This window comes from Sodalis sp. RH16 (assembly GCF_047324245.1).
GTDB classification, from domain to species: Bacteria; Pseudomonadota; Gammaproteobacteria; order Enterobacterales; family Enterobacteriaceae; genus Acerihabitans; species Acerihabitans ligni.
In genome coordinates, this window is record NZ_CP178737.1 from 3,895,664 (window position 1) to 3,910,803 (window position 15,140).

The window sequence follows — 15,140 nt, forward strand, 5'->3', positions numbered from 1 at the left end:
TATGTCTGTTGATATGACTGAAGTATCGCGGCCAGTCACCAAAACGCGTCAACTGGGTATATTTGCGGCTTCGCTCAGCTTTTCCGCTCTGCCGCCGGAAGTCATTCATTATGCCAAACGCGCCTTTGTGGATTGGAGCGCCGCGGCAATTGCCGGCGCGGGAGAGCCGGGAGCGCGCAAGCTCCAGAAAGTCATTTCGGCCCTTGGGCAGGGCGGACCGGCGAATATTATCGGTACGTTATTGACCGCCAATGCGCCTTATGCCGCGCTGTGCAATGCCTATGCCTCTCATTTGCTGGACTATGACGATGTGTTCAATCCCATCGAAACCACCATTCACCTGAGCTCATGCGTCTGGCCGGCGGTGGTGGCCATCGCTCAACTGCGCGGGCTGAGCGGCCAGGACATGATCACCGCCTATGTCGCCGGTTTTGAAACCGGCGCGCGGGTCGCGAAGGCGGCGGGACCGAGCCATTATCAAAGCGCCTGGCATGTAACCGGCACCATGGGCCACGTCGCGGCGGCGGCGGCGGCGGCCAACGCCCTTAAGCTCTCACCGGAAGCCGCCACCCATGCCCTGGGCTGCAGCGCCACCCAGGCCGCCGGCGTGCGCGAAATCTACGGCAGCGATTCCAAAGCGCTGCATCCGGCAAAAGCGGCGATGGACGGCGTCATGTCGGCGCTTTTGGCCGAAGCGGGATTCACCTCCACGGATACAGCTATCGAAGGCCAGCGCGGATTGCTGCAGGCGGTGAGCAAAGATCCCGACAACGAGATGCTGGTGGCGGGGCTTAACAGCCAGTGGCAGTTGCCGAATAACGGCCACAAGCTGTATCCCACGGCGTCGCTGACCCATGCGCCCATTGAGGCGGGAATCGCGGCGTCGAAAGATCTGGCGGCCAAAGGGGACATTGTCGGCATTGAACTGCACCTGCATCCTTTCTCCTCCGCGGTGACGGCGCTGGTGCATCCGGCCACCGGGCCGGAAGCCCGTTTCAGCACCCCCCATTGCGTGGCGGTGGCCCTGGCGCATCATGGCCTGGGATTGGGAGATTTCGACGATGCCACGCTGCGGGATCCCTTTATCACCCATTTGCGTTCCCTGGTGCGTATCGTCTCGGAGACGACCATGGATAAACGCGGCTGCAAGCTGGTCATTCACTGGGCCGACGGCACGAGTTCCGATTATGAAGTGCAGCGTAACCGGGGAACGCCGGACGCACCGCTGCTTGATCATGACTTGACGGACAAACTTGCCACGGCGGCAAGCGGTCTGATGGACCCGGCGAGCGCGGTGGCATTGGTTGAGCAATGCTGGAACCTGGAAGGGGTTAAGGATATCAATCAGATAATGCAAAAAATGACCGGCACGTTGAAACAGTAACCGCCGCGTTCGCAGGAGAGGCGTCCAGCCGGCGCTGCTATGCCGGTTTGGGCACCAACAGCTTGAATGGAACATCAACCCGAAGAGCATACGGTAGAGGTAAATGTCTAAATAAATCGATGGGGTAATAATGATGAAGCGCAATGTGATAGCAATGGTAATTCCGGCCTTGTTGACCGCGGGAGCTGTTCATGGGGCGGAGATTTATAATAAAGACGGCAACAAATTGGATCTGTATGGCAAAATCGACGCCATGCACTACTTCTCCAGCGCCAGCGACGGCGGTTTTGCCGGCGATGGCGATCAAACCTATGTCCGCACCGGCTTCAAGGGCGAAACCAAGATTAACGACCAACTCACCGGCTACGGCCAGTGGATTTACGAGTTCGCCGGCAATGATACCGAAAGCGGCCCGGATCACGTTGACGGCGACCATACCCGCGTGGGCTTCGCCGGGTTGAAATTCGCCAATTACGGTTCTGTGGATTACGGCCGTAACTGGGGCGTGGTATACGACTCTCTTGGCTGGACCGATATGTTGCCGGAATTCGGCGGCGATACCGCCTACACTGATAACTTCATGGCCGCCCGCTCCACCGGACTGGCCACCTATCGCAACACCGATTTCTTCGGCTTGGTTAAAGGCGTTGACTTTGCGGTGCAATATCAAGGCAAAAATGACCGTTCCGACGACCCGAAACGCTCCAATGGCGATGGCTACGGCGGTTCAATCTCGTACGTTTCACCTATCGGCGTGGGTATCGTAGGGGCGTATGCGTCATCCGATCGCACCGATGCCCAGAATGCCGGTGATTACGGCCGGGGCGACCGGGCGGAGGTGTGGTCGACCTCGCTGAAATACGATGCCAACAACATCTATCTGGCGGCTACCTATGCTGAAACCCACAATGCAACCTGGTTGTCGAATAATCTGCAAACCAATGCCGCCGGCGATAACCTGTCCGGTTTCGCCAACAAAACCCAGGATACCCTGATTGTGGCCCAGTACCAGTTCGATTGGGGTCTGCGTCCATCCATTGCTTACGGCCAGTCCAAAGCGAAAGATGTGGAAGGCATCGGCGATGCCGACCTGTTCAAATATTATGAACTCGGCGCGACGTACTTCTTCAACAAAAACCTCTCCACCTATGTTGACTACATCATCAATGTGCTCAATAAAGACAACCCGCTGGGCTATTCCTCGGGCGACACCGTAGCTGTTGCCCTGGTGTATCAGTTCTGACATCTATTCTCTATAGTCGCTGTCGCAGCGACTATAGAGGCAGAGGCCGAATGATGATTATGCTTTCGATGAGACGATATCGATGAAAATAGTGCCGAATTCATCCACTCTCACCCGACCGGAAGGGCCGACGACAATCGTACATTCCCGCTCCTCGATAATTGCCGGGCCGTCGAACGACAAGCCCGCCCCCAGCGCGTAGCGATCGTAGATGGGCGTCTGGATAAAGTCCTTCAGTTCCGGGAAATAGACCCGGCGCGCGCCTTTCTCTCTTTGCGTATTCCGGGGGGCATGCAGTTTGGGCAGGCGAATATCGGGATCATGGCCGCTCACTGTAGCGCGGCAAGTGATCAACTGCACCGCCAGGTGCCGGTGTTCATGGCCGAACTTTTCCCGATGGGTGGTATAAAACAGCTCGCAAATGCCACGGTAATCCCCGGCCTTTACCAATTCCTCCGGGATATCCAAGGTCATCTCATGGCCTTGGCCCTTGTGACGCAAATCCAGCTGATACTGGACTTTTATCTCCTCGGGTTGCGCGCTCAGCTTGACCCCGGCCAGCAGCGCCGTGCCTTCCGTCACCATTTCCTCGAACAGCGCGGCGATATGCGGCCAGGTTTGCCCGGTGACCTCCACCACCAGCGAGCGCGCATAATCAAAGGAGATGCCGGAGGTCACCAGTCCCATGGCCGATGCTGCGCCCGCGCCGTTCGGCACGATAATGCCTTTCATGCCCGCCGAGCGCGCCAGCTCGTAGGCGTGAGCCGGACCGGCGCCGCCGAAGGCAAACAGATAGAACTTTCTCGGGTCGTCCCCCCGTTCGGCAATGTGCACTTTCATCGCGGATATCATGCTTTGGTTAACAATTTCATAAATGCCGGCGGCGGCCTTCTCCACGGAGATAGCCAGGGGATTGGCGATATTTTCCTTTATGGCGCTCCTGGCGGCCTGCTCATCCAGCGTCATGGCGCCGCCGAGGAAATAGCCGGGATTAAGATAACCCAGCACCAGGTTACTGTCGGTCACCGTGGGCAACCGGCCGCCCTGCCCGTAACAGGCGGGCCCGGGCTGGGCGCTGGCGCTGCGCGGTCCCACTTTAAGCAGGCCCATTTTATCCATGGCGGCGATGCTGCCGCCGCCGGCGCCGATTTCAATCAGTTCAATAATCGGCATTTTCACCGGCAGGCCGCTGCCTTTCTTGAACCGGGCCACGCGGCCGAATTCGAAGGTGCCCGACTTGGCCGCTTCGTAGTCCTTGACCAATCCCACCTTGGCGGTGGTCCCGCCCATATCGAAGGTCACCAGGCTCGGGATGCCCATCTGCCTGGCGTAGAAAATCGCCGCCAGCACCCCGGCCGCCGGCCCGGATTCCAGCATGCGGATGGGGTATTCCTTGGCGACGTCCACGCCGGTCACCCCGCCGGCGGACAGCATCATATAGAGCTTGTTGCGATAACCGACGTCGGCCAGGGTCTGGGACACCAGGTCCAGATAGTTGGCGGTAATGGGTTTGGCATAGGCGTTGGCCGCGGTGGTGCTGGTGCGTTCGTATTCGCGGATTTCCGGCGCCACGGACGAAGACGTGCTGATGGCGATACCCGGCAGTTCCCGCGCCAGTATGGCGGCCGTCTGCCGTTCATGGGCGGGATTACGGTAGGCGTGCATAAAGGCAATGGCCACCGAACGGACCTCCAGGGCGGCCAGCTGCCGGGCCAGGGCCACTACCTGCACTTCATCCACCGCGGTGAGAACCTCTCCGTCGCTGGTGATGCGCTCGTCTATTTCGAAGCGCAGATCCCGCGGGATAAGCGGCGCGGGTTTAACCATAAACAGATCATACAGGTCATAGCGGACTTCGCTGCCCATCTCCAGGGTATCGCGAAAGCCTTTGGTGGCCACCAGGGCGGTTTTCAGGCCGCGCCGCTCAATCAGGGCGTTGGTGATAAGGGTAGTGGCGTGAATGGCCACTTCAACGGATGCGCCGTCGAGGCCGCTTTTCCTGAACAGCAAATCAAGACCCTTGTTGACGCCCCGCGCCGGGTCGTCCGGGGTGGTCAGGCACTTCTCCAGTAACATTTCTCCGGTGGTTTCGTTGGTCAGGACGAAATCGGTAAAGGTGCCGCCGATATCAAAACCGAGGCGATATTTGGCTGTCATCATGTTGTCCCATATTATCTAATACGAACGGTATACCCGTCATACTTCAAGTTGCAGGCGCTGTTCAAATCTGTTCCAGACAGATTCGTCGCTGCGTCGCCGCCTTCCTGCAACTCGAATTATTTAGGGAATATCCTCATAACCATTAACGGAGACCGGATTATTTTCCGGCGTAACCATATATGTCGCCGGCGGCCCGACGGCTCACCAGACCCAGCTCGATGTCGGTTTCCACCAGGGCGCGGTCGCGCTCAAGGGGATTGCCGATGCCGCCGCCGCCGGGCAGGTGCAGGGTCAGCATCTGGCCGGGCTGCAGGGCGAAGGGGTCCGGCTCGATAGGCCGGCCGTCAAGGAGCACCGCGCCTAATCCCCCCGGATGTCCTTGCAGCAATCCGTCCGAGGGATAGCGGGTATGGTCCGGCCGCACGGCGACATGCACCGGCTTATCGGATTTGGTTTCGATGCGCATAATGGAGCCCAGGCCGCCGCGATATTTGCCGGGACCGCCGGAATCCGGATGGTAAGCGCGCTCGCGGATCAATACCGGGCCGTTGGCTTCGATGATTTCCATCGGCGTTACCATCGAGCAGCCGGGAAAGGCGATGGTGGAATGCCCGTCCATGCCAATGGACGCGCCTTCGCCGCCGTTGGGCAGCATATGCACCACGAACGGCGCCCCTTCATCGTCCTGGCACATAAAGCGGATAAACCAGAAAGAACCGCTGGTGGCCTGCACGGCGTTCGGGATGATCTTGGCCAGGGCGTTGTAAATGGCGGTATGGGTATGGAAACTGGTGCGCGACCGGGCCTGCACCGCGGCGGGACGCTGGGCATTAAGAATAGAGCCCGGCGGCGCATAGCTGGTGATGGGGACGAACAGGCCCTCGTTATTGGGCAATTCCGGACAGAGGCTGCATTTGAGCGCCAGCAGCGAGTGGGCATGGGTGGCATTCATCACCACGTTGACGGCGGTGTCCGGGTTCTGCGGACTGGTGCCGGTATAATCCAGATGCAGGGTATCGCCGGCGACGGTAATCTTGAGCACAATGTTCGTCGGGCTGGTGACCCCGTCGCACAGCGCCTTGCCGAGGTACTCGCCGTCGGGGATGGCGGCGATGGCATCGCGCATCGCGTTGGCGGAGCGGCGCAAAATGAAATCCGCCACCGCATCCATTTTCTCCCTGCCGTACTCCTCCAGCATGGCGTTATAGCGTTCGGCGCCGATGCGCGCCGCGCCGACAATGGCCCCGACGTCCCCCAGCACCAGCTTGGGATAGCGCACGTTCGCTTCTATGATGCGAATCAGCTGCACGTTGGGCGCGCCGGCTTCATAGAGTTTACTGGGGGGGATTTGCAGCCCCTCTTCATACAGATCCCGCGCTTTTAATTCGTCATGGCTGCCGCCGATATCGGAGATATGCGCGGCGGAAGCGATAAAGCCGACGATGCCGCCCCGATGGAAAATCGGCATGACAATATAAAAATCCGGTAGATGGCCATGGCAAAGCCAGGGATCGTTGGTGATGAGGATATCCCCTTCCCGCAAGGTCTCCGGCGGAAAGATGTCCAGCATCGAACGGGTGGCCGACGGCAACGAGCAGGTGAACGCGGGCACGCATATCTGGGATTGGGCGATGGAGCGCGCCTGACTGTCCAATAAAATCACCGCGTAATCACGGGATTCACTGACAATGGTGGAAAAGGCGGTCCGCAGCAAAATGGCGTCCACCTCGTCCATCATGGCAATCAGGCGGTCCCATTGGATTTGCAGGCCGAAGGCATCTTCTTCAGGCGCGGTGGAGACCACATCGATTTCAATATTCATTTTAGTTTGCGATCCTTATCATTCTCCAGGCAAAACGGTTGCCGCGGCGATGGCGAATTCGATTCCGCCCCCGTGATGCATGGTGGGAATGTCATAATGGGACAGGCATGTCTTTTGCCGCGGAACAGGCGGCCGGACACTGGGGAAACGCGCGTTACCAGACCTCTTTGAGTACCCGCAGCCAGTTGCCGGACATGATTTTTTCGATTTCCCCTTCATGGAAACCCTGTTTGCTCATGGCATCCCAAACCGCCGGGGTTTTCGCCATGGACTCGTATCCCTGCGTCACATGGGTGCCGAACCGATACCAGGGTCCCAGCGAGCCGGTAATGTTGGGATACAGGCCGTTTTTACCCCAGCGGGCTTCCCACTCCTCCTCGGTTTCCCCGTTGGCTTCCGGCAGATCGCTGGCGAACGCCACATGGTCGATACCGCCTATCTTCACCATATAAGCGATGTGGGCCACCAGATCGTCCAGGGTAGGGCGCTTATCCCAACGGACAATGGGGGACCATGACACGGCCCCCACCAGGCCGCCGTTTTCGGCCACCGCCCGGATCAAGCTATCGGGTTTGTTGCGCGGGCTGGGACATAGGGCGTAAGCATTGCCGTGGCTTATCACCAGCGGGCGTTTTGCCGCCTTGACGAAATCGGCGCTGGTGCGGTGCCCGCAATGGGAAAGATCCACCAGCAGGCGTAGTTCTTCCATCTCCCCCAGCCAGTCATAGGCATCGTCCGTCATGCCTTGGTCGCTATCCCCCACAAAGGGCGCGCCGTAGCCGAACCGGTTTTTTTCGTTGTAGGTGGGCTGGATGATCCGCATGCCCAACTGTTTGAACGAGGCCAGGATGCGCACGTCCGGCTCGGCCATCAGCGTATTCTGCGCGCCGAATATCACGCCCACCCGATGCTCGTCGTGGGCCTGTTGTATCTCGGCGACGCTTTTCACCACCGTGGCGACATCGGGCATGGCCTCGATAATGCCGCGGGCTTCCTCCAGCTGGACCAGTGCATCGGCAAGGGTTGCATCGGGATGGATGGCGGTCAGGTTGATGGCGGATACGCCCCCCTCGCGGGTACGAATAAGCTGTTCGCGGGTCAGGCCGGCGCAATTCAGGCCGTCGATAACCAGCGGGCGCGAGGATGTTGTGTGAGAAGACATGGATAACCTCTTTTATAGATTTACTACGTTAAGTCTTTCCCGGCGGCGGTCGGCATAAAGCCGCAGCCGTGCTTGCGCGATGGGAGAGAGCTTACTGGGGTCCTGGAACACCTCCTGCCATAGAGGCAATTCCAGGCGTCGATGGCAGGCGACGGCCGAGCCGTCTCCCGCCGGTTTCAATAGGGGCTCATCATGGCGGCACTTATCCACGGCGTAGGGACAGCGGGGATGGAAACGGCATCCCTCCGGCAGGTTGACCGTGGTGGAGACATCGCCGGACAGCGCCTGCCTAGCGGGACGATTGCCGGGATCAGGGCGGGGAATGGCCGAGATGAGCGCCCGGGAGTAGGGGTGGGCGGGGGCGTTGAAAAAGACCTCTTTCGGGGCGATTTCGATGATTTTGCCCAGGTACATCACCGCTACGCGATCGGAGATATGTTTCACCACCGACAGGTCGTGGGAAATAAAGAGGTAAGACAGGTTCAGGTCCCGCTGCAGATCCGACAGCAGATTGATGATCTGCGCCTGGATGGAAACGTCCAGGGCCGATACCGGTTCATCGCAGACAATCAGCGACGGCTTTAGCATCAGCGCCCGGGCGATGCCCACCCGCTGCCGCTGGCCGCCGGAAAACTCATGGGGATAACGGCGGGCATGGGTGGGGGAAAGCCCCACCTGTTGAAGCACGTCGGCGACGCGCCGCTGCCGTTCCGCTGCCCCGATGCGGTTGATGATAAGCGGCTCTTCGAGGATGTCATGGACTATCATGCGCGGGTTTAACGAGGCAAACGGATCTTGGAAGATTATCTGGAACTGTTTGCGAAAATCCCGCAGCGCGCCGCCGCGAAGTCCATTGAGCTCGGTATCCGCCAGCCGGATGGTTCCCGCGGTGGGGTCAAGCAGCTTCATCACCAGGCGTGCGGTGGTGGACTTGCCGCAGCCGCTTTCCCCCACCAGCGCCAGGGTTTCACCGTAGGCCATCTCGAACGAGACGCCGTCCACGGCCCTGACCACGGTATCCTCCTTGCCGAAACGGCCCTTCGCCAGGGTGAAATACTTTTTGAGATTGTCGACCTGCAAAATGGCGCGGCTCATGGCAGTTCTCCTGCGAGGGGAATGTGAAAACAGGCCGTCAAATGATCATCCTGCCGGGATACCGGCAAGGGGCGGCGGTGAACGCAGTCCTGTTCCATAAAGACGCAGCGGGGGTGAAAACGGCAGCCGGCGGGCATTTGCGCCGCCGGGGGGACGGAACCCTCGATGGCCAGCAGCCGGGTCTCTTTCTCTTCCATGCGGGGAATACTGCCCAGCAGGCCCAGGGTATAGGGATGGCGGGGATCGTCGAACAGCGCCCGGCATGAGGCGTATTCAATCAGCTGGCCGGCATACATCACCGCAACGTTATCCGCCATCTGGGCCACCACGCCGAGATCGTGGGTGATAAGGATAATGGCCATATGGTTTTTTCGCTGCAGTTCACGCAGCAGCTGAAGAATCTCCGCCTGCACCGTGACATCCAGGGCGGTGGTGGGTTCATCGGCAATAAGAATATCCGGTTCACAGGCAATCACCATGGCAATGGCGATACGCTGGCGCATGCCGCCGGATAGCTGATGGGGATATTCGTTGAAACGCTGCCCCGCCCCCGGGATCCTCACCTGCTCCATGGCCGCGATGGCGCGTTCTTTCAGCGTGCGGTTCGAGGATACCCGGTCGTGAACCCGCATGGCCTCCACTATCTGGAACCCGACGCGCAGCAGAGGATTGAGGCTGGTCATCGGTTCCTGGAACACCATGCCTATCTTGCCGCCGCGAATGCCGCGCATCCGGGCGGACGGAAGGGCCAGCAGGTTTGCGCCTTCATACTCGATCGTGCCCGTCGTCACCCCCGGCGGCGGCACCAATCCCATGATGGCCAGCGACAGCATCGACTTGCCGCAGCCGCTCTCCCCGACAATGCTTAAGGTTTCAGCCCGCCGGACCGAGAGGTTGATATCATCGAGAATAACCGCCGGGTTTTCCCGTCCGCCGAACGACACCCGCAGATTCTTGATGTCCAGTATGACCTCGTCGCCCGGTTGCCCAGGTGCGGGTAATGGGGTTAAAGCATGCATGGTTATCTCCTCCCTTCGCCGGACAAGCGCGGGTCGAGGGCATCGCGGATAAAATCCCCCAGGATATTGATGGCCAGGATCACGGCGGCAATGGCGATGCCGGGAAATACCGAAGCACCCCAGGAAACGCTGAGATAATTCTGGGCTTCGCTTACCATGCCGCCCCAGGTGGGGGTGGGCGGCTGTACGCCCAGTCCCAGAAAGCTCAGGGTGGCTTCGGTGAGAATCATGTCCGAAAGCTGAAAAGTGGCCATCACGATGCTGGCCGACAGGACGTTCGGCCCGATATGGCGAAAAATCACCCGCAGCGGACTGGCGCCGATGGACACCGCGGCGTCCACATACTCAAGGTTACGTACCGACATCACCGATGACCGCACGATACGGGCAAATTGGGGCCAGCCCGAGATGCCCATGATAAGAATGAGGGCCGGCAGGGAGGCGCCGATGACGGCGACAATGGCAATCACCAGCAGGATGATGGGGAAGGCCAGCTGCATATCGATAAGGCGCAATACCAGCGCGTCGGTAAAGCCGCCGTTGTAGCCGGCGATAAGCCCGACGAAAGTGCCGATAACGCAGGAGATCACCACCGCCGACACGCTGACGAATAACGTGGCTCTCGCACCATAGACAATGCGGCTGAAGACATCGCGCCCCAACTGATCGGTACCGAGCCACCAGGCCTCCTTGCCGCCCAGAAATGCCGGCGGCAGCAGCCGGCGCAGCAGGCTTTGCTGGAAAGGGTCCTGCGGGGCGAAAAGCCCCGGCGTGATGGCCCATATCACCGCGATAAGGAGGATAATCACGCTGATGAGGTTAAGGGGCGAACAAAGCCGGGTGCCGGTAAACCTTGCCGGTTTCGGGGATGGCGCGATGGCGTTGACCATGGGTTCAGTGCTCATTTCAGGCGGATCCTCGGGTCAAGCAGGGCGGACAGCACATCGGCGGCAAAATTCGCCAGGATAAAAATCACCGCAAAGAAGAACACCACCACCTGCACCACCGGATAATCCCGCGCATAAATCGCCTGGATAGCCAGGCGGCCGATACCGGGCCAGGAGAACACGGTTTCGGTGATGATGACGCCCCCCATCAGGACGCCGAACTGCAGGGCGATAACCACCATCACCGGGATAAAGGCATTGCGCACCACGTGGCGCGTGACCACCAGGAATTCGCTCAATCCCTTGGCGCGGGCGGTGCGGACAAAATCCTGGCGTAAAACATCCAGCGTGGTGGAGCGCATCACGCGCGCCAGCAGGGCTATCAGCGTAGCGGACAGCGTAACCGCCGGCATGATCAAATGAAGTACCCCGCCCATGCCGCCGGTGGGCAGCCAATGCAGGGTGACGGAGAAGATAAGGATTGCCACCACATCAAGAAAAAAGGTCGGCACCGCCTGTGACAGCGCGGCAATGCCGCGGATAAGATAATCTATCCAGCTGTTGCGATAATAGGCAGAGCCGATCCCCGCCGGGATACCCACCGCCAGGGCAATGGCCAGGGTGGTAACCGCCAGCTCCAGGGTGGCCCCCAGCCGTTCGAACAGCAGGCTGACGGCCGGCTCGCCAAAGCGCAGCGAGTTGCCGAAATCGCCGTGGAACGCCTTGAAAACAAAGGTGATGAACTGCTCGAACAGCGAGCGGTCCAGGCCGTTTTTGATGCGAAACGCCTGTTTGGCCTGCTCCGTTGCGTCCACAGGCAGGAAGAGTGTCGTCGGATCGCCGCTTAACCGGGTAATAAAAAAGCAGGCTACAATTATGCCCAGCAATGAGGGTATAATATAAAGGATCCGACGCAGGATATAATTTGCCATGATTAACCTGCGTAAAGTCAGTGAGAAGACGCGGATGGTGCTCTTGCCCTCAACGGCAAGAGCACTTTTTTTAGCCTATGGACATGCCGGTGATGACCCAACGCTGATCGCCCCGTGGCGTGAAGCCTTTGATCCTGCCGGCCACGCCATACAGGTCCGTGGCCTGGTACAGATAGAGTACCGACGCGTCGTCGAACATCACCTGCGAGGCCTGCTGATAGATTTCAGCCCTCTTGCCGCGATCGGTTTCATGGGCCCCCGCATTGATAAGCTTATCGAGCTGCGGATTATCCACGTAGGAATAACGCCAGTCCGAACGGTACTGCGCCATCTGCAAGTCGGGATCGTCGCCCGGCGCCAGTCCCACCAGGCCGATTGGCTCCAGCTCGCGGTTACTCAACTGACGCAGAAATTCTCCCGGTTCCAGTGAAATCATATTGGTCTTCACGCCGACATCGGCGAACATCCCGGCGATGGCCTCCGCCACTTCCTTGTCCTGGGCGTAACGCCCGGTGGGGAACTTGAAGTCAATTTGGAATCCGTTGGGATAACCGGCTTCGGCGAGCAGTTGCCTGGCCTTTTTCGGATCAAAGGGATAGTCGTCAAGATGGGGGTTGTAGCCCAATTCGTTGGCCCGCAGCAGCTGACCGTGCAGCAAGCGCGCGTTGCCCTGGAACAGGCCGTCGATAATGCCCTTCTTATCCACGGCATAGTTGAGGGCCTGCCTAACCCGGCGATCCTGCACCGGACTTTTTTGATTGGGCAAACTGGACAGATCCAGGGTAAAAATGCGGTAGCTCGGCACTTCCTGTAGGCTCAAACCGTTTTGATTCTTGATCTGCGCGGCAGCCATAATGGGCACATTGGTGGCGATATCGCATTCGCCGTTCAGCAGGCTGGATGCACGGGACATATCATCCGGCACGGTGCGCAGCACAACGCTGTTTATTCCTTTCGGCGCCTCGCCCCAATAGTGCGGGTTGGCGGCAAAGGTAATCCGGCTGTCGCGAACCCACTCTTTGAGCAGGAAAGGACCGGTGCCGATGGGTTTTGCGCCAAAACCATCCGCGCCCCCCACCTGCGCCCAGTATTTTGGCGGCAGGATAAAGACCTGGCTCAGCGCCAGCTCCAGGGCCGGGTAGGGGAATTTCATATGCAGGATAAGGGTCAGGTCGTCAACTTTTTCCACCTTGTCCATCAGTTGCGAATACTGGCCATAGGCGGGGGTGACAGTCACGTTCATAAAGGTTTGAAAAGAGAACATCACCGCATCCGCATCACATTTTTCCCCATTGGAAAACAAAATATTTTTACGCAGGGTGATTTTTACCTTCAGGGGATCCATCTGCTCATATTTTTCCGCCAGCACCGGCACGCAGCGGCTGGCGGTAGGTTCAATCCAAAACAGGGGTTCGACGACCAGATTCCCGGCATTGATCTGTTCCTGGGTGGTGGAGAAATTGGGCCACAGCGAAACCGGATCGAAACCCTGGGCGATGGTCAATACTCCCGGCTCGGCGGCAAACGCCAACTTCATGGATGCCAGCGGCGTTGTTAAAAACATCGACCCGGCCAATAACTTACTGAACGATCGTCTGGTCATTCCCATCGCTAATTCCCCCCTGTTGAGTGTGATTAAATAAATTAAATAAGATACGCAGAGTCCATGGAAATCGACGTTGCGCCAATGTCCGGGAACACCGTCTGTCTTGACCAGAACGGATCCCCCACCCGATTACCGATGGCGCACGCTTCTTGCCAAAGACTTCTTTGCATGCTTTTGATTAAATCCGCGTCCGCAGCGGCAACCGGGTACGAAATGGACATGGCGATCTTTTCGTTATGCCAGATGTCATGTATGGCGAGCCCCATCGCCGAGATACTCGGATTTAAACCGTTTACCAGGCTGACCAGCCCCTTTTCCCGGATGCTGCTGAGCACATTGAGAAACTTTTTTTGCTCGGCGCCTTTGGTCAAGGTTGATCCCAATTTAGCCAACACCTCTTCATCGGGCTCACAGGCAAACAAGGCCAATCCCAGCGCGGTGGGCATCGCGGCCATTTTGGCGCCCACTTCATGCACTAAACGCAGGGGATGGGATCCAATTTTGACTCTCAGCAAGACGATATCGATATCCGACAGCGCCGCCGCGTAACCGACGAAATGGTACTGTTCGGACAGCCTTTCGAGGGCGGCGTCGAGTTCATCAATCAATGAACTACCTTCCAGATAGAGCTCCGCCAGGGCGAGAACCCCATGCCCCACGACATAACCGTTTTCGTTGTGGCGGCGTTCCACGAAGCCGGCGTCACACAGGGTTTTCATCAGACGGGATACGGTGCTTTTCGGCACATCCAATTCACGGCAGACCTCACCGACCCGCAGTACCGGCCGTTCTTTATTAAACAGGGATAAAATTCGCAGGCCGGTATCGAGAGAACTCATAAATGTTCCATATATAGCAACAGTGATGTTACATATGGTACACATGTACTTTTTTTGGTCAAGAATTCTTTCTTGACTTTTATTAATTATAAGAAAATGCGATAGATGCAGATTAATCTGCTAACAGAAGGTGCGCCTGGGTTTGAGGTCAATTTTTAACGCCCATGGCTCTGGCGGCGATATTTGTTTATATTATGACCCTCTGCCAATGGGCCGGACGGATTTTCCCCGCCATGACAGTGCCGACATGCCCTAAGGAACCTGTTTATGACCAAAACGACTCAAGCGCGTTTATCGCAAATTGCCCTCACCGGACGCGTGCTGGGAACGTTGCTGTCCCTATCCCCTGATGGCGCGGAAGACCGTCCGTTGTTCGCCGCCATGGCGGCGCCGGGCTGGATCGATGAATGGCCTTATGGGGAGCACGGGGAACTGCAGACTATTGCCGACCTGGTGGCCGCGGGCCTGGCGCAAGGCGTGGGCGAATCCCCGGCCGAGGCCTACCAGCGCCTGTTTATCGGTCCTTATGCACTGCCGGCCCCCCCCTGGGGCTCGGTTTATCTGGATAAAGAAAATGTGCTGTTCGGTGAATCCACGCTCAACCTGCGGCGCTGGCTGCGGGAAAACGGCATAACCATGCAGCAATCCGGCAATGAGCCGGAAGACCATATCGGCATGTTGCTGTTATTAAGCGCCTGGCTGGCGGAACAGCGGCAGGACGAATCGCTGGATATTTTGCTGGCGCAGCATCTTTTCCCCTGGTGCTTTCGTTTTCTTGAACTGCTGGAAATTCACGCCGGCCATTCGCTGTACCTGGGGGTGGCGAAGCTCGCGCGGTTAACCCTGGATGCCTGGAAAACTTCTTGTACGGCTGAGCCGCCAACCCCGGATCTGTATTTTTAAACAGGTAATCTAAGCCTCCCGGCTTGGCCCTACCGGCAAATTTTCCTGCGGATCGCTTAGCCGCTGCACGCCTGCGCCTACCGTCCTT

12 protein-coding genes are annotated in these 15,140 nt (G+C 58.5%); 3 read left to right on the forward strand and 9 right to left on the reverse strand.

Annotated elements, in window-relative coordinates; genetic code table 11:
- Nucleotide 1 precedes the first annotated feature (1 nt).
- Both ACL2XJ_RS17955 and ACL2XJ_RS17960 read left to right on the forward strand, forming a co-directional pair.
- On the forward strand, nucleotides 2-1,384 hold the full coding sequence (locus ACL2XJ_RS17955) for an MmgE/PrpD family protein (RefSeq protein ID WP_413723993.1): 1,383 nt from the start codon (nucleotides 2-4) through the stop codon (nucleotides 1,382-1,384).
- A 130-nt stretch (nucleotides 1,385-1,514) separates the two neighbouring features.
- The gene (locus tag ACL2XJ_RS17960) at nucleotides 1,515-2,627 is read left to right on the forward strand and encodes a porin (RefSeq protein ID WP_413723994.1); all 1,113 of its coding nucleotides are present in this window, start codon (nucleotides 1,515-1,517) and stop codon (nucleotides 2,625-2,627) included.
- Between the two features lie 57 nt (nucleotides 2,628-2,684).
- Here ACL2XJ_RS17960 and ACL2XJ_RS17965 read toward each other — a convergent pair whose 3' ends face one another.
- The 9 genes from ACL2XJ_RS17965 to ACL2XJ_RS18005 all read right to left on the reverse strand — a co-directional run bounded on the left by ACL2XJ_RS17965 (nucleotide 2,685) and on the right by ACL2XJ_RS18005 (nucleotide 14,149).
- The gene (locus ACL2XJ_RS17965) at nucleotides 2,685-4,787 is read right to left on the reverse strand and encodes a hydantoinase/oxoprolinase family protein (protein WP_413723995.1); all 2,103 of its coding nucleotides are present in this window, start codon (nucleotides 4,785-4,787) and stop codon (nucleotides 2,685-2,687) included.
- 157 nt (nucleotides 4,788-4,944) lie between these two features.
- On the reverse strand, nucleotides 4,945-6,609 hold the full coding sequence (locus ACL2XJ_RS17970; RefSeq protein ID WP_413723996.1) for a hydantoinase B/oxoprolinase family protein: 1,665 nt from the start codon (nucleotides 6,607-6,609) through the stop codon (nucleotides 4,945-4,947).
- Between the two features lie 154 nt (nucleotides 6,610-6,763).
- Nucleotides 6,764-7,771, reverse strand: coding sequence for a dipeptidase (locus tag ACL2XJ_RS17975; protein WP_413723997.1), 1,008 nt, complete (start codon nucleotides 7,769-7,771; stop codon nucleotides 6,764-6,766).
- A gap of 12 nt (nucleotides 7,772-7,783) precedes the next feature.
- The gene (locus tag ACL2XJ_RS17980; protein ID WP_413723998.1) at nucleotides 7,784-8,866 is read right to left on the reverse strand and encodes an ABC transporter ATP-binding protein; all 1,083 of its coding nucleotides are present in this window, start codon (nucleotides 8,864-8,866) and stop codon (nucleotides 7,784-7,786) included.
- Entirely contained in the window at nucleotides 8,863-9,885 is a 1,023-nt protein-coding gene (locus tag ACL2XJ_RS17985) for an ABC transporter ATP-binding protein (RefSeq protein WP_413723999.1), read from the reverse strand. The genes ACL2XJ_RS17980 and ACL2XJ_RS17985 overlap by 4 nt, the downstream gene beginning before the upstream one ends.
- Nucleotides 9,886-9,887: 2 nt before the next feature.
- Nucleotides 9,888-10,790 carry an ABC transporter permease gene (locus ACL2XJ_RS17990; RefSeq protein WP_413724000.1) on the reverse strand — a complete coding sequence of 301 codons (903 nt, stop codon included), beginning with the start codon at nucleotides 10,788-10,790 and terminating at the stop codon, nucleotides 9,888-9,890.
- Nucleotides 10,787-11,704, reverse strand: coding sequence for an ABC transporter permease (locus ACL2XJ_RS17995; protein ID WP_413724001.1), 918 nt, complete (start codon nucleotides 11,702-11,704; stop codon nucleotides 10,787-10,789). Before ACL2XJ_RS17995 ends, ACL2XJ_RS17990 begins: the two co-directional genes overlap by 4 nt.
- Nucleotides 11,705-11,774: 70 nt before the next feature.
- Nucleotides 11,775-13,313, reverse strand: a complete 1,539-nt coding sequence (locus ACL2XJ_RS18000; RefSeq protein WP_413724002.1) for an ABC transporter substrate-binding protein — start codon at nucleotides 13,311-13,313, stop codon at nucleotides 11,775-11,777.
- Between the two features lie 35 nt (nucleotides 13,314-13,348).
- Complete coding sequence (locus tag ACL2XJ_RS18005; RefSeq protein WP_413724003.1) at nucleotides 13,349-14,149, reverse strand: IclR family transcriptional regulator; 801 nt, start codon at nucleotides 14,147-14,149, stop codon at nucleotides 13,349-13,351.
- A 267-nt stretch (nucleotides 14,150-14,416) separates the two neighbouring features.
- Between ACL2XJ_RS18005 and dmsD the strand changes: the two genes are divergently transcribed.
- Nucleotides 14,417-15,052: a Tat proofreading chaperone DmsD gene (gene dmsD / locus ACL2XJ_RS18010; protein WP_413724004.1), complete on the forward strand. Its 636-nt coding sequence runs from the start codon at nucleotides 14,417-14,419 to the stop codon at nucleotides 15,050-15,052.
- Nucleotides 15,053-15,140 lie beyond the last annotated feature (88 nt).